Genomic DNA, 22,072 nt, shown 5'->3' on the forward strand with positions numbered 1-22,072 from the left:
CGTCACTCCTCTGTCGCGATGAACACGTTCTTGACGTCGGTGAAGGAGTGCAGCGCGTCCGGGCCCAGCTCACGGCCGAGTCCGGAACGCTTCATCCCGCCGAACGGGGTCCAGTAGCGCACCGAGGAGTGCGAGTTGACGCTGAGGTTGCCCGCGTCGACGGCGCGGGCCATCCGCAGCGCGCGGCCGACGTCGCGGGTCCAGATCGAGCCGGAGAGGCCGTACTCGGTGTCGTTGGCGAGCCGGACCGCGTCGGCCTCGTCGTCGAACGGCAGCACCGACACCACCGGGCCGAAGATCTCCTCCCGCCAGTGCCGGTCCGCAGGCGAGTCGGCCAGCACCACTGTCGGGGCGTGCCAGAAGCCGGGACCGTCGGGGCACGAGCCGGCGAACGCCACAGTCGCCCCGGCCAGGTAGCCGGCGACCCGGTCCCGCTGGGCCGCCGAGATCAGCGGCCCCATCTCCGCGGTGTCCCGGGACGGGTCCTCGACCCGCACCGCGCGGACCGCCGGTTCGAGCAGTTCCAGGAACCTGTCGTACACCTGGCGTTGGACCAGGATCCGTGACCGTGCGCAGCAGTCCTGGCCGGCGTTGTCGAAGACCGCGCCGGGCGCGGTCGCGGCGGCGCGTTCCAGGTCCGCGTCGGCGAACACGATGTTGGCGCTCTTGCCGCCCAGCTCCAGGGTGAGTCGCTTCACCTGGGGGGCGCAGCCGGCCGCGATGCGCGTGCCGACCTCGGTGGAGCCGGTGAAGCAGATCTTGCGGACCGCCGGATGGCTGACGAACCGCTCCCCCACCACCGCTCCCTCGCCCGGGAGCACGGTGAACACGCCGTCGGGCAGACCGGCCTCGCGGGCCAGCTCGGCGAGGCGCAGCGCGGTGAGCGGGGTCAGCTCGGCGGGCTTGAGCACCACCGTGTTGCCGGCGGCGAGGGCCGGGGCGAAACCCCAGGCGGCGATCGGCATCGGGAAGTTCCACGGCACGATCACGCCGACCACGCCGAGCGGCTCGTGGAAGGTGACGTCCAGGCCGCCGGGCACGGGGATCTGCCGCCCGGTCAACCGCTCCGGCGCACCGGCGTAGTAGTCAAGCACGTCGCGGACGTTGCCGGCCTCCCAGCGGGCGTTGCCGGCGGTGTGCCCGGAGTTGCGCACCTCCAGCACTGCCAACTCGTCGAGGTGCGCGTCGACGACGGCGGCGAACCGTCGCAGCAGTCGGGCCCGGTCCCCCGGCGCGACGGCCCGCCACGTCTCGAAGGCCGAGGCGGCCCGGGAGATCGCCGCGTCGACCTCCGCCACCGAGGCACCGGGGACCTCCCGGATCCCCTTACCGGACGCCGGGTCCACGACGAGAGTCACACCCACCACCCCAGCACGTCAGAGGCGTTCGAAGCCACGGGTCAGCTCCCAGTCCGTCACCGCGGCGTCGAAGGCCGCCAACTCCACCTTTGCCTGGTTGGCGTAGTGGGCCACCACCTCGTCGCCGAACGCCTCCCGGGCCACCGTCGAGCCCTCCCACACGGTCAGGGCGTCGCGCAGCGTGCCGGGGACCCGCTCGGCCTCCGGGTCGTCGTACGCGTTGCCTGTGCACTCCGCGCCCAGCTCCAGCTCCCGCTCGATGCCGTGCAGCGCGCCGGCGACCAGCCCGGCGATCGCCAGGTACGGGTTGACGTCGGCGCCGGGCACCCGGTTCTCCACGCGCATGCCCTGTCCGTGGCCCACCACCCGCAGGGCGCAGGTGCGGTTGTCCACCCCCCAGCGCAGCGCCGTCGGGGCGAAGGAGCCCGGTTGGTAGCGCTTGTAGGAGTTGATGTTCGGGGCGAACAGCAGGCTGAACTCCCGCATGGTGGAGAGCAGCCCGGCGAGCACGCGCTGCCCGATCTCCGACAGGTGCGCCGGCCCGTCGCCGAGCATGGCCGACGAGCCGGTGCTGTCGCGCAGCGAGAAGTGGATGTGGCAGGAGTTGCCCTCCCGCTCGTTCGGCTTGGCCATGAAGGTGATCGCCATGCCCTCCTGGGCGGCGATCTCCTTGGCCCCGTTCTTGTAGATGACGTGGTGGTCGGCGCAGGCCACCGCCTCGTCGTAGCGGAAGGCGATCTCGTGCTGGCCGAGGTTGCACTCGCCCTTGGCGCTCTCCGGCGTGAGCCCCGCGCCGGCCATCTCGGTGCGGATCCGGCGTAGCAGCGGCTCCACCCGGGCGGTGCCGAGCAGCGAGTAGTCCACGTTGTACTGGTTGGCCGGGGTGAGGTCGCGGTAGCCCCGCCGCCAGGCGTCCTCGTACGAGTCGCGGAACAGCACGAACTCCAGCTCGGTGCCCGCGTACGCGGTCAGCCCGTGCTCGGCCAGCCGGTCCAGTTGCCGGCGCAGGATCTGCCGGGGCGAGGCGATCACGTCACCGGAGCCGTCCAGCCAGGTCAGGTCGGCCAGCAGCAGGGCCGAGCCGGGCTGCCAGGGCACCCGGCGCAGGGTGGCGAAGTCCGGGACCATCGCGAAGTCGCCGTAACCGCGCTCCCAGCTCGACATCGCGTACCCGTCGACGGTGTTCATGTCGACGTCCACGGCGAGCAGGTAGTTGCAGCCCTCGCTGCCGTTGGCCACCACCTGGTCGAGGAAGAACGGCGCGTGGAACCGTTTGCCCTGCAACCGGCCCTGCATGTCGACGAGGGCCAGCACGACGGTGTCGATCTCGCCGTCGTTGATGGCGACCCGCAGCTGTTCCAGCGTGAGCGGAGCTTTCGTCATTCGCGGGCCTCCATCACCAAGGTCTACTGGCAAACCGGATCACCGTCAATGCCCCCGATGGAGACGGCGGCAAACCCGGCGGGACGGGCGCGGCGCCCGCCTCACCGGGTGGGCGTCAGGCCGGGCCGTCGACAGGCGCCGGGTCGGACGTCGGCGCGGTTTCCTCGACGGTACGGACGGGACCGGCGAACCACTTCCGGGCCGACGCGTACCACCAGACGGCGACCACCAGCAGCACCCCGCCCACGGCGAGCGGCGCGTAGTTCACCGCCGACCAGGTGAAGTCGTCGTTGCCGGGCACGCCGGCCGGCACGATCGGCAGGACGAAGTACACGGCGATGACCGCGATCTCGATGACCGCGATCCAGCCGAGCAGCCTGTACTTCCGTCCCAGCGTCCACGGGCCGGGCACGAACCTGTCGCCGAGGCGCAGTCGCAGCGCGATCGGGATGAGGAAGGACAGGTAGAGGCCGATCACCGCGACGGAGACCACCGCGTAGAAGGCGACCGGGATGCCTGCCGAACTCTCGTAGAGCGCCGGCAGGGTCAGCACCAGGCCGGCGATCGTGGTGCCGATGATCGCGTTGACCGGGGTGCCGTTGCGGTTCACCTTCGACCAGAGCCGCCAGCCCGGCACCGCGCGGTCCCGGCTGAAGGCGTACGCCATCCGGCTCATCGAGGTGATGCAGCTCATCCCGCAGAAGAACTGCCCGATCGTGGAGATGATGATGACGACCTTGAAGAAGACCGGGGTCAGGGCCGACTCGAAGATGGCCCCGGAGAAGCCACCGGCGGCGTTCACCGCCTCGACGTCGGTGGCCGCGAACAGGAACGCCAGCAGCAGGATCCAGCCGCCGATCGCCGAGTAGAAGATCGACTGCCAGAGCCCGCGCGCGGCGGCCTGCGAGGCGCCCCGGGTCTCCTCGGAGACGTGCGCGCAGGCGTCGAAGCCGGTGATCGTGTACTGGGTGAGCAGGAAGCCAAGCGGTAGCACGTAGAACCAGAACGTCAGCCCGCCGGTGTCCCCGTCGCCGAAGCCCGAGTTGTTGAACCGCTCGGTGAACACGAACTGGAAGCTCTGGTGGTCGTCCGGAACGAACACCAGGATGGCCACCACGACTGCCGCGCCGGCCACGTGCCACCAGACCGAGACGTTCTGGAGTACGTCGATGATCCGGTGCCCGAAGATGTTGATGAGCCCGTGCAGCGCCAAGATGATCACGAAGAGGACGAACGCCTGCCGCAGCGTCCCGGCCCAGCCGTCGAAGAGCGCCGACAGGGTGAGGTTGAGGAAGGTCGCGCAGCCGTAGTCGACCGAGGCGGTGACCGCGACCAGGCCGATGAGGTTCAACCAACCGGTGAACCAGCCGTGCACCGGCCGGCCCATGGTCGCCGCCCACCAGTAGATCCCGCCCGCCGTGGGGTAGGCCGACACCAGCTCGGCCATGCAGAAGCCGATGATCAGAATGAACAGTGAGATCAGCGGCCAGCCCCAGGAGATGGCGACCGGCCCGCCGTTGTTCCACGCCTGGCCGAAGGTGGTGAAGCAGCCGGCAAGGATCGAGATGATGGAGAACGAGATGGCGAAGTTGGAGAAGCCACTCCACTTGCGGCGCAGCTCCTGCTTGTAGCCGAGTTCGGCGAGTCGTCGGGCGTCGTCGTCGATCGGTTGCTCTGCGGTCGGCACGGGCGTCGTGGCCACTGCACACCTCCCTGAGGTGGTTCCGCTGGCGAGTGCGCAAAGTGTCGTCCCGCCGATCAAGACAGGTCAATACGATGCCGGTGGGAATCTCACCGCCGTCCCGGCTAATTGCGTTGCCGCCCGCCCGACCCGCCCGCATGCTTGACCCCGTGACCAGGCCCGATCGCGACGGGCCACCGCCGGGCGCTCGGACCGTCCGGCACCGCGGCGGCGCGGGGCGCCACCTCTCTCTCGTACGGTGGAATGCCGTATCCGACGGGTACCTCGCGTCGCCGCTGCCGCTGTGGATCCGCAACGGGGCGAATGGCAGCCGCACGTCCATCCGCTCCTTCGGTCACCGCCGGCCCTCGGCCGAGCCCACCGCCCCCGCCGGGGTCAGGAATCACTCGTCCAGGCCGACAGCCGCGGCGAGGTGCCCGGTCAGACGGCGGGGCACCCGGCCCGTCGCGGATCCGCTCAGGTGAGGAGGAGGCCACCAACCCAGAGGGCGCCGATGGTCAGGCCGGCCAGGAACTCCACAAGCATGGACAGGCCGGCCGCCTTGAGCGCCTGCACCGTGGATGGCCAGGCGAGCCGGTTGCTGCCCAGCCGCAGCCGTTCCGCCGCCCACACTCCCGCCACGAAGCCCAGCACGAGACCGACCACCGGGATCACGAAGAACCCGACCAGGCCGAGCGCGCCCCCGGCCAGCAGCGACCACGTCGGCACGCCTGTGCGTTTGAGGTTCCTCCCGGGCCAGAGGTACTTCACGACGATGCCCCCGACCGCGACAAGCGTCGCGGCGGCGAACACCGCCCAGCCACCCGGGCCGGCGCCGCCGAAGATCGCCCAGACCAGCACCCCACCCCAGCACAGCGGCAGCGCCGGCAGGCCGGGCACCACCACACCGGCCAGCCCGGCCAGGATGGCCAGCGCGGCCACCACAGTCACCACCGTCTGCGAGTCGTTCAGGCTCACCGCGCCACCTTCCGTTGCCACCGTTCGGGCCGGACGCATCCCCCGCTCACGCCGCCGAACCGCCGCCCAGCCGGGCGGTGATCTCCTCGGCCGGCGCGGGTGCGCCGAAGTACCGCCCCTGCCCGGTGTCACAGCGCAACGCCCGCAGCCGCTCGGCCTGCACCGGGGTCTCCACCGCCTCGGCGGTGACCCACAGTTCCAGCGCGTGCGCCAACCGGACCAACGCGTCGACGATCCGCTCGTCGCGGTGGTCCGCCACCGCGTCAGTCCCGTCGGCGCGGATGCCCTCGACGAAGGGGCCGGCCAGCTTCAGGCAGTGGATCGGCAGCCGCCGCAGGTACGCGAGGTTGGAGTATCCGGTGCCGAAGTCGTCGACCGCCAGCCGGACGCCGAGCGCCGCGAGTCGGTGCAGGCTGCGCAGCGGCTCGCCGGCGCTGCCCATCACGGCGCTCTCGGTCAGCTCCAGTTGCAACAGCTCCGCCGGCAGGCCGCTGGTGGCCAGCGCGTCCGCCACCGTCGCGACGATCGTCGGCTCGTCGGCCTGCCGGGCGGCCAGGTTGACGCTGACCACAAGCCGGGCGTCGGGGAACTCCCGCCGCCAGCGTTCGGCGTCGTGGCAGGCCTGCCGCAGCACCCACTCGCCGAGCCGGACGATCAGGCCGGTCTCCTCGGCGAGGCCGATGAACCGGTCCGGGCCGATCAGACCCAGCTCCGGGTGCTCCCAGCGGACCAGCGCCTCCACCGCGAGCATCGTGCCCTCCAGCAGCGACACGATCGGCTGGTAGTGCAGCACGAACTCGCCCCGGTCCAGCGCTGCCGGCAGACCGGCGACAAGCGCCGACCGGGCGAGGTCGCGGGCGCTGCGCTCCGGGTCGTACACCGCCCACCGGCCGCGACCGGCCGCCTTGGCCCAGTAGAGCGTGGTGTCGGCGGCCTTCATCAGCTCCGAGGCGGTGGTCTCGGCGGCCGGGCAGTCCACGATGCCCACGCTGGCCGAGACCGCCAACTGCTTGTCGCCGAGGTGCACCGGGGCGGCGACGGCGGCAAGCGCGGCCTCCGCCACGGCCACCGCGTCGTCGACGTCGTCACCGCCGTCGACGAGGATGACGAACTCGTCGCCGCCCATCCGGGCGACCAGGTGGCCGTGGTCGGCCACACACTCGGCGAGCCGCCTGCCGATCGCCACCAACAGCCGGTCACCGAGGTCGTGCCCGAGGCTGTCGTTGATCGCCTTGAAGCCGTCCAGGTCCAGGAAGCACACCCCGACCCGCTGACCGGGCCCGGCGGTGTCGAAGACCCGGCCCAGCGTCTCGAAGAACAACGTCCGGTTGGGCAGGCCGGTCAGCGGGTCGTGCAGCGCCTGGAAGCGCAGCCGCTGCTGGAGCTCGTACCGCTCGGTGATGTCCTCGATCATGGCAACGGTGAACCGGGGTCGTCCGTCGTCGTACCTGATCAACGAGACGGCCAGGTCCGTCCAGACGATGCTGCCGTCCTTGCGGTGGTAGCGCTTCTCCACCCGGGCCGAGTCCTGCTTGCCCTCGATCAGCTCCTGGTACAGCTCCCACATGCCGGCGGCGTCGTCGGCGTGGAACAGCGCCGCCACGTTCATCTCGCACAGCTCCTCGATCGAGTAGCCGAGCATGGCGGCGAACGCCGCGTTGACGTCGATGATCTGGCCGTCCACCCCGGCGATGCCGATCCCGATCGCCGCGCCGGTGAAGACCGCCCGGAACCGCGCCTCGCTGTCGCGCAGCGCCTGCTCGACCTCGTCGCGTGCCTGCCAGGCCGAGCGGGCGATGCGCTCCTGCTGGCTGAAGGTGCGGTCGCGCAACGCGCGGGCGAACCCGGCGGCCAGCCCGCCCTGCACCGCCGCGATCCGCTCGCCCAGGTCGGCCGGCCGGTCGCCGGACGGCAGGACCCGAGCGGGGAAGTCGTCGCCGAGCGCGCGCAGCGACCACTCAAGCGCCCGAGGCTCGGTCAGGTGCGCCTCCACCAACGCCCGCCCGACCTCCTCGGCGGGACGGGCGCTGAACGGATCGGCCCGCACCACCTGGGCCAACCGGACTGTGTGCAGCAGCAACAGCCGCTCGGTCTCGGCCGCGCTCAGCGGCACGAAACCGATCCGGCGTACGGCGCGGGCCCAGTCGGCGGCGTAGCCCTGGGCGCCGCCCCGGCCGACGTCGACCCCGGTGGGGTCCGGGACGGCGGCCACTCCGATCAGCCGGCGGGCTGGTCGTACCGGGCCACGCCCCCGAAGGCGCCGAACCGCTCGGGGTGCTCGTCCACGTCGGACGGCGAGTCGGGACGCCACAGTGGCATGTGCACCACGCCCGGTTCCAGAACGGTCCAGTCGCCGAAGAAGCCCGTGACCTGCGCGCGGGAGCGCAGGGTGATCTCGGTGGCGGTGCGGGCGGAGAGGCGCTGGGCGTCAAGCATCTCCTGCGGCTGGTCCTCGAAGGTCGAGTGCGAGATGACCAGGAAGCTGCCCGGCGCGGCGGCGGCCCGCAGGGTGGACAGGATCTCCTCGGGACCGTCGGCGTCCGGGATGAAGTGCACCACCCCGGCCAGCAGGATGCCCATCGGTCGGCTGAGGTCGATCAGCCCGAGCCGCCGGGTCTCCTGGAGGATCCGCTCCGGCTCGCGCAGGTCGGCGTGGATCACCCCGGTCAGGTCGTTGCCGGCGAGCAGCTCACGGCTGTGCGCGACGGCCACCGGGTCGATGTCGACGTAGACCACGCGGGCCTTCGGGTTCGCCGCCTGGGCCACCTCGTGCACGTTGCCCACCGTCGGAATGCCGGAGCCGATGTCGAGGAACTGGTCGATGCCGGCGTCGAGCAGCACCCGGACGGCCCGGCGCAGGAACTCCCGACCGGAGCGCATGGTGGCCGCGAGATTCGGGGTCATGCTGGCGATCTGCTCGGCCAACTGCCTGTCGACCTCGAAGTTGTGCGCCCCGCCCAGGAAGTAGTCGTACACCCGGGCGGCGCTCGGCCTGGTCAGGTCAATCTCGGTCGGCAGTGCGTCCGGCATCGGTGTGCTCCCCAGTTCGTCGCCGTCGCGAAGGGCGGCACCGGCGTCGACGGGCACGCGCGACCGCCGGCCGACCCCGCGGGTCGTGTGGTGTGGACCACTCTAGGCCGCCGACTCCCGCGTACGGGAGATCCCTTCATGTAACTTTCCGCGCTCAGGCGGCCGACTCCAGCAGCAGCGAGATGCCCTGCCCGACGCCGATGCACATCGTGGCGAGCGCCCGTCGGCCGCCGCGACGGCGCAGCTCCAGGGCGGCGGTCAGCGCCAGCCGCGCGCCGCTGGCGCCCAGCGGGTGTCCGAGCGCGATGGCCCCACCGTTCGGGTTGACGTGCTCGGCATCGACGGGCAACCCCAGCTCGCGCAGCACCGCCACGGACTGCGCGGCGAACGCCTCGTTCAGCTCGATCACGTCCACCGCGCCCAGCTCGACGCCGACCCGGTCGAGCAGCTTGCGGGTGGCCGGCACCGGGCCGATTCCCATGATCCGTGGCGGTACGCCGGCCGTCGCCGCGCCGCCGACGCGGGCCAGCGGGGTGAGGCCGTACCGCTGCACCGCCGCCTCGCTGGCGACCAGGAGCGCGACCGCGCCGTCGTTGACACCGGAGGAGTTGCCGGCGGTCACCGTGCCGCCGTCGCGGAACGGGGTGGGCAGCGCTGCCAGCTTTGCAAGCGTCGTCTCCCGGGGGTGCTCGTCGACCTCGACGAGTCGGGTCTCCCGGCGACCGGCCGACACGGACACCGCCACGATCTCCTCGGCGAACCGGCCGTCGGCCTGCGCCTTGGCGGCGCGCTGCTGCGAGCGGTACGCGAAGGCGTCCTGCTCGGCCCGATCGACGCCGTACTCGGCGGCCACGTTCTCCGCCGTCTCCGGCATCGAGTCGACCCCCCACCCGTCGCGCATGAGCGGGTTGACCAGCCGCCAGCCGAGGGTCGTGTCGTACATCTCCGCAGCGCGGGAGTACGCCGAGGTCGCCTTCGGCACGACGAACGGCGCCCGGCTCATGCTCTCCACCCCACCGGCGACCACCAGGTCCGCCTCGCCGGCCACGATGGACCGGGCGGCGGTGGCGAGGGCGTCCAGGCCGGAGCCGCAGAGCCGGTTGACGGTGCTGCCCGGCACCTCCTCGGGCAGGCCGGCGAGCAGCGCCGCCATCCGGGCCACGTTGCGGTTGTCCTCGCCGGCCTGGTTGGCGCAGCCGAGCACGACGTCGTCGACGCGGGCCCAGTCCACCGACGGGTGCCGGGCGACCAGCTCGCGGATCACGTGCGCGGCCAGGTCGTCGGGGCGGACGCCGGCCAGCGCGCCGGCGTACCGGCCGATGGGGGTACGGACACCGGCCACCAGGTATGCCACGGTCATCGCGAGTCCTTCGGGGGTGGGAAGGGCGGGGTGCGGGCGTCCACCCGGGTCGCAGGGGACTCCCCAGCCGTCAGGATATCCACGCCCGCAGCGGATAGGTTGGCGGCATGGCCCGGGCCCAGTTCAGCGCAGAGACCAGCGGCGGCGGCGCGTTCGTCCGCCAGCCCAACCGTTTCACCGGTCGGGTCACCGCCGACTCGACCTCCCCGCCCGGAGGCGGTCCGGACGAGCAGGACCGGTGGCCGTTGGAGGCCGGCCGGTACCGGCTGATCTGGTGCCGCGCCTGCCCGTGGGCGCACCGGGCGAGGATCGTGCGCGGTCTGCTCGGGCTTGACGACGCCATCTCGCTGGGCACCGTCGACCCGATCCGGGACGAGCGGGGCTGGGCGTTCGCCCTCGACCCGGACGGCTTCGACCCGGTCCTCGGTGTCAGCTTCCTCTCCGAGGCGTACCTGGCCACCGACCCGGACTACACCGGCCGGGTGACCGTGCCGGCGCTCGTCGACACGCTCACCGGCCGGGTGGTCACCAACGACTACCCACAGCTCACCCTCGACCTCTCCACGCAGTGGCGGTCCCTGCACGCGCCCGGCGCACCGGACCTGTACCCGGTCGCGCTGCGCCCGGAGATGGACGCGCTGATGGACGAGATCCACCGCGACGTCAACAACGGCGTCTACCGCTGCGGGTTCGCCACCTCCCAGGAGGCGTACGACGAGGCGTTCCGGGCGCTCTTCGCCCGACTGGACGCGCTGTCCGAACGCCTGGCCGGGCAGCGCTACCTGCTGGGCGACGCGATCACCGAGGCCGACGTGCGGCTGTTCACCACGCTCGTGCGCTTCGACGCCGCGTACCACGGGCACTTCAAGTGCAACCGCAGCAAGCTGACCGAGATGCCGGTGCTCTGGGCGTACGCCCGGGACCTGTTCCAGACCCCGGGCTTCGGCGAGACGGTGGACTTCGACCACATCAAGCGGCACTACTACGGCACCCACCGGGAGATCAACCCGACAGGCATCGTGCCGCTGGGGCCCGACGAGTCCGGTTGGACGACGCCGCACGGGCGTGGCTGAGCCGGGGCGGCCCGGCACCGCGACGGCGCCCGCAGCCCGCGGGGACGTCGCCCGCCGGGTCGCCGGTTCCGCCGCCGCCGGCTGCGCGGTGGCCGGCGCGGTCGCGGTGACGGTCGCGGTCGTCGCCGGTCCCGGTCCGGGTCTCACCGGGTACGTGAGCGAGGCGGGCATCGCCGGCAGCGCGCACGCCGTGGCGTACCGCATCGGGGTTCTCGCCCTGGCCGGCGCGTTGCTGCTGGTCGCCGCGGCGCTGCCCCCGGGGGTGCGGGTGGCGCCGGCGCTGCTGGCCACCGGCGCGGTCCTCACCGCGGTGTCCGGGGCGGTGACCTGCTCCGCCGGCTGCCCGCTGCCGCCGTTCGAGCGGACCACGGTGGCCGACCTGGTGCACGGGGGCGCGAGCATCGCGGCGACTGCGGCTGTGGTCCTCGCCATGGTCGCGCTGGCCGTGTCCGGGCCGGCCGGGGCGATGGTCCGCCGGTTGGCGGCCGGCACGGCCGTGCTCGCCCTGCCGCTGTGCGCGACGGTCGGGGTGGCCATGCTTGTGGTCGGCCGGGGCGCCCTGGTCGGCGTGGTGGAGCGGTTGGTCCTCGGGCTCGCGGCGCTGTGGGGCGTGGCCACCGGTACGGCACTGGCCCTGACCCGCGGCCGACGGGGCTTGTAAGGAGCGTCACGACAAGCGCGCCTTGCAGGTGGCGCCGATTGGCGTATCGTCGGCTGACGATGACAAATGTCTGGGGCCTCACCGTCCGCCTGTATGTCGATCTCCGACTGCAGGCCAGCGGCATCTGTCCGGCGTAGCCGCCCTCCACGCGCCTACCCCGACCAGACCAGACAATTGGATACGTCATGCCCTTCGGCCTGCGCAAAATTCCGTTCTCCGTGCAGATCCTCCTCGGCCTCGTGCTCGGCGTCGCGCTCGGCTTCGTTGCCCGCAGCAACGACCTGAGTTGGCTTACCAGCACCCTGCACACCATCGGCTCCCTCTTCGTCCAGCTACTCAAGCTGGCCGTGCCGCCGCTGGTCTTCACCGCAATCGTGGTCAGCGTGGTCAGCCTGCGTGGCGTGGCCAACGCCGCCCGGCTCGCGCTGAAGACCCTGATGTGGTTCGGCATCACCGCGCTGATCGCCGTGAGCATCGGCATCGGCCTCGGCCTGCTCGTCGACCCGGGCCGGGGCGTGACCCTCGACCTGGGTGGCGCCGCGGCGCCGAAGAAGACCGGCTCCTGGACCGACTTCCTCACCGGCATCGTGCCCACCAACCCGGTCGGCGCGTTCGTCGAGGGCAACGTCCTGCAGATCGTCTTCCTCGCCGTGGTCATCGGCGCCGCGGCCCTGCTGGTCGGCGAGGCCGCCGAGCCGTTCGTGGCGCTCAACCGCTCGCTGCTGGAAATCGTGCAGAAGGCCCTGTGGTGGGTCATCCGGCTCGCACCGATCGGCACCCTCGGCCTGATCGGCAACGCCGTCGCCTCGTACGGCTGGGACCTGCTGGCCCCCCTCGCGAAGTTCACCACAGCCGTCTACGTCGGCTGCGCCATCGTGCTGTTCGTGGTCTACCCGCTGGTGCTGGTCCTCGCCGGCCGGCTCAACCCGCTGCGCTTCTTCGCCGGCGCCTGGCCGGCCATCGAGCTGGGCTTCGTGTCCCGCTCCTCGGTCGGCACCATGCCGGTGACCCAGCGCTCCGTCGAGCGACTCGGTGTGCCCCGCGAGTACGCCTCGTTCGCGGTGCCCTTCGGCGCCACCACGAAGATGGACGGCTGCGCCGCCATCTACCCGGCCCTCGCCGCGATCTTCGTGGCGCAGGTGTTCGGCGTGCACCTCGGCGTCGGCGACTACCTGCTGATCGCCTTCGTCTCGGTGGTCGGCTCGGCGGCCACCGCCGGCCTGACCGGCGCGATCGTCATGCTCACCCTGACCCTCAGCACGCTGGGTCTGCCGCTGGCCGGCGCCGGCCTGCTGCTCGCCATCGACCCGATCCTGGACATGATCCGCACCGCCACGAACGTGGCCGGGCAGGCCCTCGTGCCGACAGTGGTCGCCGCCCGTGAGGGCACCCTCGACCGGGCCGCGTACGAGTCCGCGGGCCGCCGGGATCTCGTCGATCCGGACCCGGTCGCCGACACCCGGCCCGAGCTCAGTCCCGTCCCTGCCTGACCAGATCACCGCACGGCGACGGGCCCTCTCCCCGGGGCCCGTCGCCGTCTCGGAGAGGATGACCCCATGAGTTCCCTGTTCACTCCCCTGGCCCTGCGCGGGGTCACACTGCCCAACCGGATCGCGATGGCGCCGATGTGCCAGTACTCGGCCGGCCCCGACGGCCTGCCCACCGACTGGCACCTCACCCACCTCGGCACCCGCGCCGTCGGCGGGGCCGGCCTGGTGCTGACCGAGGCGACAGCCGTAACCCCCGAGGGTCGGATCTCTCCGCAGGACACCGGACTGTGGTCCGACGCGCACGTGGACGCCTGGCGACCGGTGACCGCGTTCGTCGCCGCCCACGGCGCCGTACCTGCCGTCCAGCTCGCGCACGCCGGGTTCAAGGCCTCCACCTACCGGCCGTGGGCGGCGGAGCGCGGCGGTGTGCCCGACGCCGAGGGCGGCTGGACGCCAGTCGCCCCCGGGTCCGAGCCGTTCACTCCCGGCTACCGGACGCCGACCGCTCTCGACGCGGCGGGCATCGCCGGCGTGGTCGACGCGTTCGCCGCCGGCGCCGAGCGGGCCCTCGCCGCCGGTTTCGCCGCCGTGGAGATCCACGCCGCGCACGGGTACCTGCTCAACGAGTTCCTGTCGCCGCTCACCAACCACCGCACCGACGCCTACGGCGGCGACCGGGCCTCCCGGATGCGGCTCACCCTGGAGGTCGCCCGCGCGGTGCGCGCCGCCGTCGGCGAGAGCGTGCCGGTGCTCACCCGGATCTCCGCCACCGACTGGGTGGAGGGCGGCTGGACTGTCGAGGACAGCGTGGTCCTCGCCGGTGAGCTGGCCGGCGTCGGCGTCGACCTGGTCGACGCCTCCTCCGGCGGTGTCAGCACCGGCCAGCGCATCACGCTCGGCCCCGGCTACCAGGTGCCGCTTGCCGCCCAGATCCGCCGCGAGGCGGGCGTGCCGACAGGCGCGGTCGGCCTGATCGTCGAGCCGGAGCACGCCGAGCAGATCGTCGCCAGCGGCGAGGCCGACCTGGTGCTGCTCGGCCGGGAACTGCTGCGCGACCCGTACTGGCCGCGCCGCGCCGCCGCGAAGCTCGGCGTCGCGTACACCGGACCCGCCCAGTACGCCCGCGCCTGGTGATCCGCGCCGGTCGGGCGGCTGCCGTCGCCGGCAGCCGCCCGACCGTCAGCCGGCCAGGTGCGACCAGTCGCCCTCCAGCTCCCGCCACGTGCCCTGCGCCGCCACCGTCCCGGCGTGCAACACCACCACGTGGTCGGCGCGGACGAGCGCGGCCCGCTTCGCTGTCGACCCGACCACTGTCACCCCGTGCGCCCGCAGCGCCCGCCACAGCGCCAACTCGGTGGTGACGTCCAGCGCCGACGACACGTCGTCGGCGACAAGCAGTTCGGTACGCGGCGCCAGCGCCCGGGCCAGCGCCAGCCGCTGTAGCTGGCCGCCGGAGAGCCTGGTGCCCTTGTGCCCGATGAGCAGACCCAGCCCACCGCCGGCGGCGGCCAGGTCGTGGTCGAGCTGGGCGGTGCTGACCGCGCCGGCCGCGTCCACCTGGTGGCCGAGCGCGATGTTGTCGGCCACCGTGCCGGACAGCACCCGGGGCAACTGGCCGACGTAACCGACCTGGTTGGGGCGCAGGAACAGCTCGGGCTCGGTGACCGGATCGCCGTTCCAGGACAGCTCGCCGGTGTGGTGCACGATGCCGGCCAGCGCCCGCAGCAGCGAGGACTTGCCCGACCCGACCGGCCCGACGACAAGCACCAACTGCCCGCGCTGCACCGTCAGGTCCACGTCCCGGACGGCGAGCGTGCCGTCGGAGTGCACCACCGAGAACCGGCGCAGCTCCAACCGGCGCAGCGGGTGCCGCGGCGACGACGTCGGCGCGGGCGCCGTCCCGCCGGCCAGGTCGACGGCCGGCACCGCCGCCGTGTACGCGCCCACGCCAGTCATCGCCACCGTCCGCCGGGTCCACACCCGCGCCGACGGAAGCTGGGAGATCAACGACGCGGTGGTCCAGGCGAACCACCGGGCCGCGCCCAGCGTGGAGACGGCCACCAGCACCGCACCGGCCGACAACTCGCCGCCCAGGTAGAGCGCCCACGCGCCGATCGGCAGCAGGCCACTGGCCACCGACGGCGTCGACCGCGACCACACCTGCACCGAGATCTCCCGTCGCTGCCTGTCGCTGCGCAGCGCGTCCAGGTCGGCCAGGTGACGCAGCACCGCCGCAGTCGCGCCGGCGAGCTTCACCGTGCGCGCCGCGGAGAGCGCGGAGACCAGGGCGGTGGCGAACGCCGCCCGCGCCGTCACTGTCGCCCGTGCCGCACGCTCAAGCCTCGGGCCGAACAGCGTCGCGGCCAACCCGGAGACGACCATCGTGCCGAGGAAGAACAGCCCCGGCACGACGCTGCCGGTGACCGCAGTCATGGCGACCACCAGGACCAGCGCGACCGACTGGTCGAGCACGTTGTCGGCGAGCTGCACCACGCGCTCGGTGTCACCGCCCTGCGCCACCACCTCTGCCGGGGTGTGCGAGCTGACCCGGCGCGGGCCGGTCTGACCGTGCACCAGACGCAGGCCGATCCGCAGCATCTGCCGCACCCACCAGTGCGGGAACCAGACGTGCGTGTAGTACGGCAGCGGCAGGGTGACAAGCAGCCCGGCCACGATGCCGAGCGCCGGCAGGTACGGGCTGCCGGTCCCGTCGACCAGGTCGGCCCAGAGCCACGGCAACAGCGGGCCGTCCAGCCCGAGCAGGCTGAGCCCGAGGAACAGGGCCATCGCCGCCGCTCCGTACCGGGGGTCGTTGGTGCAGAGCCGGATGATCTCCCGGAACGTACGGGCCGGCGGGGTCGGTGGCAACGGCGGCGGCTCGGCCCGCACCGCCGGGCCGGCGGTCGGCCAGGTCCCGGCGGCGTCCGGGCCGGCGCCAGGGACGCCCCGGCCAGTCCCGGCGGCGTCCCGGCCAGTCCCGGCGCTGTCCCGGCCGGTCCCGGCGGTGTCCGGGCCAGTCCCGGCGCTGTCGGTCAACAGGTCGGTGCCGGCGCTGTCCGGGCCGGTCAGCAGGTCGGTGCCGCCGCCGGACCGGGACGACGACGTCCCACCGGCGTACACGGCGGCGTGACTGGTCGCCAGCAGCTCGGCGAAACGTGTCGACGTCTCCAGCGGGCCGGCCTCGACCACTGCGCCGTCGGCCAGCACCACCACCTCGTCGCAGCGGCGTACCGAGGAGAGCCGGTGGGCGATGACGATGCCGATCCGGTCGCGCAGCAGCCGTTCGGTGGCCCGCTGCACCCGCGCCTCGGTCACCGGGTCCAGCCGGGCGGTGGCCTCGTCCAGGATCACCACGTGCGGGTCACGCACCAGGATCCGGGCGAACGCCACCAACTGCTCCTGACCGGCGGAGAGCACGTGCCCACCCTCCCCCAGCCGGGTGGCCAACCCGTCGGGCAGCTCGGCGATCCAGCCGGCCAGGCCCAGTTCGTCAAGCGCCCGGGCGGCGGCGTCGAGCAGCTCCGGGTCGTAGAGCGCGACGTTCTCCGCGAGCGTGCCGGCCAGGATCTCGGTGCGCTGCGGCACCAGCGCCACCCAGCGGCGCAGCTCTTCGACGTCGAGGTCACACAGGTCCGTGCCGCCGAGGAACACGGTGCCCGGCGGCACGTCCACGGCCCTCGTGAGCACCTTCGCCAGTGTCGACTTGCCCGATCCGGTCCGCCCGATCAGGGCGTACGACCGGCCGCGCGCGAAGGTCAGGCTGAGTCCGCACAGCGCCGGCCCTCGCCCGCTCTCCGGGCCGCTCACCTCGTACCCGAATGTCAGGTCCCGGATGCGCAGGTCCCCCTCGGCCGGACTGGCCCCGCCGACGGGCTCCTGCCGTGACTTCTGGAGCAACTGCACCCGGGCCCACGCGCCGAGGGCCTCCTGCAGCTCGGGCACCATCCGGCTGACGTGTTCGGCGGTGGCCCCGAAGGCCAGGGCGAGCAGCCAGATCGCGGTGAGCCGGGCGGCGTCGACCCGGTCGGTGGCCAGGGCCCAGGCCCCGCCGAGCACCACCACGCCGACGCCGGCCCGGATCGTCGCGGTGGCGACCGTCGCCACCCGGGCGGACAGCACCCAGACCCGGTGGCCGCGGGACAGCACGGCGGCGGCCCGCCGTGCGTACAGCCGCAGCACGTACGGCTGGGCCAGGCTGGTCCGCACGTCGTCCTGCCCGTGCACCGCCTCCTCCATCACGGCGGCCAGGTCCGACCATGCCTCCTCCTCGACCATCCGGGCGGGGCCGATCCGCGCCGTGGGCCGGCGCAACCCCAGCCCGAGCAGCACCGTGAGTAAGAGCATCGCCATCCCGGCGGGCCACCAGACGGCCACCGCGACAACAATCGACAGCAGGCCGACGCAGAGCCCCTGGGCGAGGCGCGAACCCTGGTTACGAACCGCCGACGCCACCTGGTAGACGTCCCCGTCGATGCGGTCGAGCAGCTCGCCCACCGGGGTGGTCTCCAGGCTGGGGAGATCCTGCCCGAGCGCAACCCGGCAGAGTCGCCGACGCACGTCCGCGGACCAGTCGGCGGTCAGCCCGGCCATCAACAGGCTCACCACGAGGTCGCTGAGCACGACGGCGGCCAGCGCCGCGGCCAGGACCGCGAAGGCGCCTGTCGACCTGTGGACCAGCACCGCGCCGGCGAGCGCCGACGCGCCCGCCTGACCGGCGGCACCCAGCACGATCAGAACGGCCACGAACGTCAGACGGCGCGGCGAGGTGCCCCACAGATCACGGAGCAGGCGCATCGGAGTTCCTCCGGACGTGGGTGGCGGAACACCCAGCGTGCCGGCAGCAGCCCCGTCGACTCAACCGATTTACCCGCCCTGAGCAGGGCTTGCGATCAGGTCTTGGTGACCCGGCGCCCGTTGCCGAGCACCAGCATGATCGACACGAGATCGGTGATGTCGGGGTGTCCCGGTGCCCCGGATACCCCCATATCAGGGAACTCGTGTCGATCACTTCCCGCATGCCCGCTTCGATGGGCACCGAAGGCCGGTCTGGGCGCAATGCCCGTTTCTGTGGGCCGGTCGGGTGTGACCGGGTGCATCCGTGGGCCGGAATCGTGGCGGGCCGGGGGTCGTTACACACCCTGACGATCGCAGGACCACGGCCACCCGCCCGCGCCACGCCCCCGTCATGGGGGTGGGAATGGCCGGCCCGGCCGGGTCGTTGCAGACCCCCGAACCACCGTGAGCCCGCCCGGCGCGCAGACCTGATCCGGTCCCCGCCGTTGGGCTCGCCCCCGGGAATCACCCCGGCCCGACGGTCGTTACATCCGGTCCCGGCGCCACGAGCCCCCGCTCGCAGGCCGCCGACCCTGAGACTTTCCCCCCTTTTGAATCTGCAGCGCCGGACGAGGTGCTCACACCCCGCCGTGCCGACCCCCATCGGTCGCGTGGGTGTTCCTACCCCCGAAGGAGCTACCCCTGATGAACACGATCTTCCGTAAGAGCATGCTGTCCGTTGCTGGTCTCGCGTTCGCCGGTGGTGTCTTCGCCGGCCCGATCGCCGCCCACGCCAACCCCGTCGACGCCAAGCCGGTCGCCGTCGCCGTGCAGACCAGCGCGCCGAAGCCGCAGGGCGACCAGTCGCACATCACCCTCAACGGTGAGCAGACGGCCAACGCCAAGGCGATCATCGCCGCCACGAAGAAGGCCGGCCTGCCCGAACGCGCCGCGGTCATCTCCATCGCGACGAGCCTGCAGGAGTCGAAGCTCGACAACCTCGGCCACCTCGGCGACGCCAACGACCACGACTCGCTGGGCCTGTTCCAGCAGCGCCCCTCCAGTGGTTGGGGCACCCCCGAGCAGATCACCAACCCCGAGTACTCCACCACCGCGTTCCTCAAGGGCCTGCGTCAGATCGACGGCTGGCAGGACATGCCCCTGACCGACGCCGCGCAGACCGTCCAGGTCTCCGCCTACCCCGACGCGTACGCCCAGTGGGAGCAGCAGGCCACCGACCTCGTCACCCAGCACTGGAACAGCTGACCCACCGCACGACCCGACCGACTGGCCGGCATCCCGAACCCGGGATGCCGGCCAGCGGCACACCCAGCCCAGCCCGACCCGGCGGCCACCCCAAGCCGGGGACACCGAGCTGCCCCGTCGAGTAATCCAAGATCTGGAGCCCGCAACCACGGGTCCGGCTCGACGCGTTGCCGTCGGTACGGTGCCGGAGGAGTCAGAAGAGGACAGTGGCGAGCGTGCCGACCGGCTGGAAGCCGCAGCGCTCGTACACCCGGCGGGCCGGCAGGTTGAAGTCGTTGACGTACAGGCTGACAGTGGGGGCCACCCGGAGCAGCGCGTCACGTACGACGGCGGCCATGGCGGCGGCGGCGATGCCGCGGCCTCTCCACTCCGGCGCGACCCAGACGCCCTGGACCTGGGCGGTCCGTTTGGTCACGACGGCCAGTTCGGCCTTGAACACGACCTTGCCGTCGACGATCCGGGCGTACGCGCGGCCGGCGCGGACCAGGTCGTTGACCCTGCGGCGGTAGCTGCGGCCGGCGTCCTCGGCGAGTGGGGAGACGCCGACCTCCTCGGTGTACATGGCGACGGCCGCCGGAAAGAGCCTGTCGACCTCGCCGGAGCGGACGCGGCGTACCTCTGGGTCGGCCGGTACGGCCGGCATCGTGTCGGTGGCCAGCAGCGGCTGGTTGGGGCGGACGTCGCGGGCGGGCCCCCACGTGCCGGAGAGCCGGTCCCAGAGGCCGAGGACGGCGTCGGCGCGGCCGACGATTGAGGAGCAGAGCCGCTCCTCCCCCGCGAGCAGGTCGGCGAAGGCGGACACGGCGGCGTCGGTGGCGAGCACAGGTGTCAGGTTGCCGCCGAGCCAGCACAGCGATTCGAGGTTGCGCCGGGCGCCGTACCCCAGGATCCGTCCTTCGGCCCTCCACCACGAGAGCCCGCGCGCGGCGATGCGCTCGGCGACCTGCGCGCCCGCGAACGGGTCACGGTCGAGCAGGCGCTCGACCGCGCGGCGCTCCGATTCCCCCAGTTGCCGTACCGGCACCGTCAGCACGTCTATCAGCCTGCCAGATCGACCCCCCGCCCCGCCGGCCGAGTGGCGAGCCCGCCGAGGTCGGCCGAGAACTTGACGGGAAGACTTGTCGACGATGCATTGCCGATATATCGTTGATGCATCAGCGACAGTACGCAGAGAGGGAGAACCCCATGAGGTTCCAACGACAGCACCACCCGATGCACGAGGCCCGGATGCGTGGGTTCGGCTTCCCGCCGGTCCCGCCCGGCCCCCATGGCCCGCACGGTCACGAACACGGCGGCCCCTGGGGCGGACGCGGTCGCGGACGAGGCAGGGGCCGACGCCCCAACGTCCGGGGCGCGGTGTTGGCCCTGCTCACCGAGCGGCCGATGCACGGCTACGAGATGATCCAGGAGATCGACTCCCGCACCGGGGGCGCCTGGCGGCCGAGCCCGGGTTCGATCTACCCCACCCTCCAACTCCTGGAGGACGAGGGTGTGATCGCCGCCAGCACCGAGGAGGCCGGCGGTGGACGCAAGCGGTTCACCGTCACCGAGGCCGGTCAGGCGGAGGCCACCGCGGCCGCGGAGACCCCGCCGTGGGCGGACGTCGCCCAGGGCACCGTGAGCAGCTGGCACGACATCCGCGACTCCGGCGCGCAGGCGATGAACGCCCTGCGTCAGGTCATGATGAACGGCACCGACGACCAGCGTGAGCGGGCCGCCCAGGTGCTCGACGAGACCCGGCGCAAGCTGTACGCGATCCTCGCCGAATCCGAGTGACGCGCGACGCCGGCACAGACGAAAGCGGCCGTTCCCCGTGCGGGGAACGGCCGCTTTTCCGGATGGAGAATCAGTGCACGGTGACGGTCGGGCCGGTGACCAGCCCACGCAGCTCCTCGGGCAGCTCGGCGCCCATCTCGTCGGCGATGCGCAGCGCCTCCTCGATGAGCGTCTCCACGATCTGCGCTTCGGGCACCGTCTTGACGACCTGGCCCTTGACGAAGATCTGGCCCTTGCCGTTGCCGGAGGCGACGCCGAGGTCGGCCTCGCGGGCCTCGCCCGGACCGTTGACGACGCAGCCCATGACGGCGACCCGCAGCGGCACCGGCAGCCCTTCCAGGCCGGCGGTGACCTCCTCGGCGAGCTTGTAGACGTCTACCTGGGCCCGTCCGCAGGACGGGCAGGAGACGATCTCCAAGCCGCGCTCGCGCAGGCCGAGCGACTCCAGGATCTGGTTGCCGACCTTGATCTCCTCGACCGGCGGGGCGGACAGCGACACTCGGATGGTGTCGCCGATGCCCTCGGCGAGCAGGGCGCCGAAGGCGACAGCCGACTTGATCGTGCCCTGGAACGCCGGCCCGGCCTCGGTGACGCCGAGGTGCAGCGGGTAGTCGCACTGCTCGGCGAGCTGCCGGTACGCGCGGATCATCACGACCGGGTCGTTGTGCTTGACCGAGATCTTGATGTCGCGGAAGCCGTGCTCCTCGAACAGCGAGCACTCCCACAGCGCCGACTCGACGAGCGCCTCGGCGGTGGCCTTGCCGTACTTGCTCAGCAGCCGCTTGTCCAGCGAGCCGGCGTTGACGCCGATCCGGATCGGCACCCCCGCCGCCCCCGCGGCACGGGCGATCTCCTTGACCTTGTCGTCGAACTGGCGGATGTTGCCCGGGTTGACCCGGACGGCCGCGCAGCCGGCGTCGATCGCGGCGAAGACGTACTTGGGTTGGAAGTGGATGTCGGCGATCACCGGGATCTGCGACTTCTTGGCGATCGCGGGCAGCGCCTCGACGTCGTCCTGGGACGGCACGGCCACCCGGACGATCTGGCAGCCGGACGCGGTCAGCTCGGCGATCTGCTGGAGGGTCGCGTTGATGTCGGAGGTGAGGGTCGTGGTCATCGACTGCACGGACACCGGCGCGCCGCCGCCGACGGGCACCGAACCGACCATGATCTGGCGGCTGGCCCGGCGGGGTGCGAGCGACGGGGGCGGCACGGCGGGCATACCGAGACTGATAGCTGTCAC

At 72.5% G+C, this 22,072-nt stretch carries 16 protein-coding genes; 6 read left to right on the plus strand and 10 right to left on the minus strand.

The window, feature by feature from the left end; genetic code table 11:
* Window positions 1-2 precede the first annotated feature (2 nt).
* The 7 genes from OOJ91_RS33020 to pcaF form a co-directional block, all read right to left on the minus strand.
* The gene (locus OOJ91_RS33020; protein WP_266251271.1) at window positions 3-1,358 is read right to left on the minus strand and encodes an aldehyde dehydrogenase family protein; all 1,356 of its coding nucleotides are present in this window, start codon (window positions 1,356-1,358) and stop codon (window positions 3-5) included.
* Window positions 1,359-1,376: 18 nt separating this feature from the next.
* Window positions 1,377-2,741 carry a glutamine synthetase family protein gene (locus OOJ91_RS33025; RefSeq protein WP_266251273.1) on the minus strand — a complete coding sequence of 455 codons (1,365 nt, stop codon included), beginning with the start codon at window positions 2,739-2,741 and terminating at the stop codon, window positions 1,377-1,379.
* 115 nt (window positions 2,742-2,856) lie between these two features.
* Complete coding sequence (locus OOJ91_RS33030; RefSeq protein ID WP_266251275.1) at window positions 2,857-4,443, minus strand: amino acid permease; 1,587 nt, start codon at window positions 4,441-4,443, stop codon at window positions 2,857-2,859.
* Between the two features lie 456 nt (window positions 4,444-4,899).
* Window positions 4,900-5,400, minus strand: a complete 501-nt coding sequence (locus tag OOJ91_RS33035) for a DUF456 domain-containing protein (protein WP_266251276.1) — start codon at window positions 5,398-5,400, stop codon at window positions 4,900-4,902.
* A 46-nt stretch (window positions 5,401-5,446) separates the two neighbouring features.
* Window positions 5,447-7,612 (minus strand): putative bifunctional diguanylate cyclase/phosphodiesterase, encoded by a 2,166-nt coding sequence (locus OOJ91_RS33040; RefSeq protein WP_266251278.1) that lies wholly within the window; start codon window positions 7,610-7,612, stop codon window positions 5,447-5,449.
* 5 nt (window positions 7,613-7,617) lie between these two features.
* Window positions 7,618-8,430 carry an SAM-dependent methyltransferase gene (locus tag OOJ91_RS33045; RefSeq protein ID WP_266251280.1) on the minus strand — a complete coding sequence of 271 codons (813 nt, stop codon included), beginning with the start codon at window positions 8,428-8,430 and terminating at the stop codon, window positions 7,618-7,620.
* Window positions 8,431-8,584: 154 nt separating this feature from the next.
* Window positions 8,585-9,790 carry a 3-oxoadipyl-CoA thiolase gene (gene pcaF, locus OOJ91_RS33050; RefSeq protein WP_266251281.1) on the minus strand — a complete coding sequence of 402 codons (1,206 nt, stop codon included), beginning with the start codon at window positions 9,788-9,790 and terminating at the stop codon, window positions 8,585-8,587.
* Between the two features lie 107 nt (window positions 9,791-9,897).
* Here pcaF and OOJ91_RS33055 point away from each other — a divergent pair, with 107 nt between their 5' ends.
* The 4 genes from OOJ91_RS33055 to OOJ91_RS33070 all read left to right on the plus strand — a co-directional run bounded on the left by OOJ91_RS33055 (window position 9,898) and on the right by OOJ91_RS33070 (window position 14,148).
* Complete coding sequence (locus OOJ91_RS33055) at window positions 9,898-10,863, plus strand: glutathione S-transferase family protein (protein ID WP_266251282.1); 966 nt, start codon at window positions 9,898-9,900, stop codon at window positions 10,861-10,863.
* Entirely contained in the window at window positions 10,856-11,524 is a 669-nt protein-coding gene (locus OOJ91_RS33060; RefSeq protein WP_266251283.1) for a DUF998 domain-containing protein, read from the plus strand. Before OOJ91_RS33055 ends, OOJ91_RS33060 begins: the two co-directional genes overlap by 8 nt.
* 197 nt (window positions 11,525-11,721) lie before the next feature.
* Window positions 11,722-13,014, plus strand: a complete 1,293-nt coding sequence (locus OOJ91_RS33065) for a dicarboxylate/amino acid:cation symporter (RefSeq protein WP_266251559.1) — start codon at window positions 11,722-11,724, stop codon at window positions 13,012-13,014.
* A 66-nt stretch (window positions 13,015-13,080) separates the two neighbouring features.
* Complete coding sequence (locus tag OOJ91_RS33070) at window positions 13,081-14,148, plus strand: NADH:flavin oxidoreductase/NADH oxidase (protein ID WP_266251284.1); 1,068 nt, start codon at window positions 13,081-13,083, stop codon at window positions 14,146-14,148.
* A 45-nt stretch (window positions 14,149-14,193) separates the two neighbouring features.
* Here the strand turns inward: OOJ91_RS33070 and OOJ91_RS33075 are convergent, their stop codons facing one another.
* The gene (locus OOJ91_RS33075) at window positions 14,194-17,808 is read right to left on the minus strand and encodes an ATP-binding cassette domain-containing protein (RefSeq protein WP_266251285.1); all 3,615 of its coding nucleotides are present in this window, start codon (window positions 17,806-17,808) and stop codon (window positions 14,194-14,196) included.
* Between the two features lie 684 nt (window positions 17,809-18,492).
* On the opposite strand from OOJ91_RS33075, the gene OOJ91_RS33080 reads away from it, so the two are divergent.
* Window positions 18,493-19,053: a hypothetical protein gene (locus tag OOJ91_RS33080; protein WP_266251286.1), complete on the plus strand. Its 561-nt coding sequence runs from the start codon at window positions 18,493-18,495 to the stop codon at window positions 19,051-19,053.
* Between the two features lie 193 nt (window positions 19,054-19,246).
* Here the strand turns inward: OOJ91_RS33080 and OOJ91_RS33085 are convergent, their stop codons facing one another.
* Window positions 19,247-20,086 carry a GNAT family N-acetyltransferase gene (locus OOJ91_RS33085; protein WP_266251287.1) on the minus strand — a complete coding sequence of 280 codons (840 nt, stop codon included), beginning with the start codon at window positions 20,084-20,086 and terminating at the stop codon, window positions 19,247-19,249.
* Window positions 20,087-20,238: 152 nt separating this feature from the next.
* Between OOJ91_RS33085 and OOJ91_RS33090 the strand changes: the two genes are divergently transcribed.
* On the plus strand, window positions 20,239-20,829 hold the full coding sequence (locus OOJ91_RS33090; protein ID WP_266251289.1) for a PadR family transcriptional regulator: 591 nt from the start codon (window positions 20,239-20,241) through the stop codon (window positions 20,827-20,829).
* 70 nt (window positions 20,830-20,899) lie between these two features.
* Here the strand turns inward: OOJ91_RS33090 and ispG are convergent, their stop codons facing one another.
* Window positions 20,900-22,072 carry a flavodoxin-dependent (E)-4-hydroxy-3-methylbut-2-enyl-diphosphate synthase gene (ispG, locus tag OOJ91_RS33095; RefSeq protein ID WP_266251291.1) on the minus strand — a complete coding sequence of 391 codons (1,173 nt, stop codon included), beginning with the start codon at window positions 22,070-22,072 and terminating at the stop codon, window positions 20,900-20,902.

This window comes from Micromonospora lupini, assembly GCF_026342015.1.
Lineage (GTDB): Bacteria > Actinomycetota > Actinomycetes > Mycobacteriales > Micromonosporaceae > Micromonospora > Micromonospora lupini_B.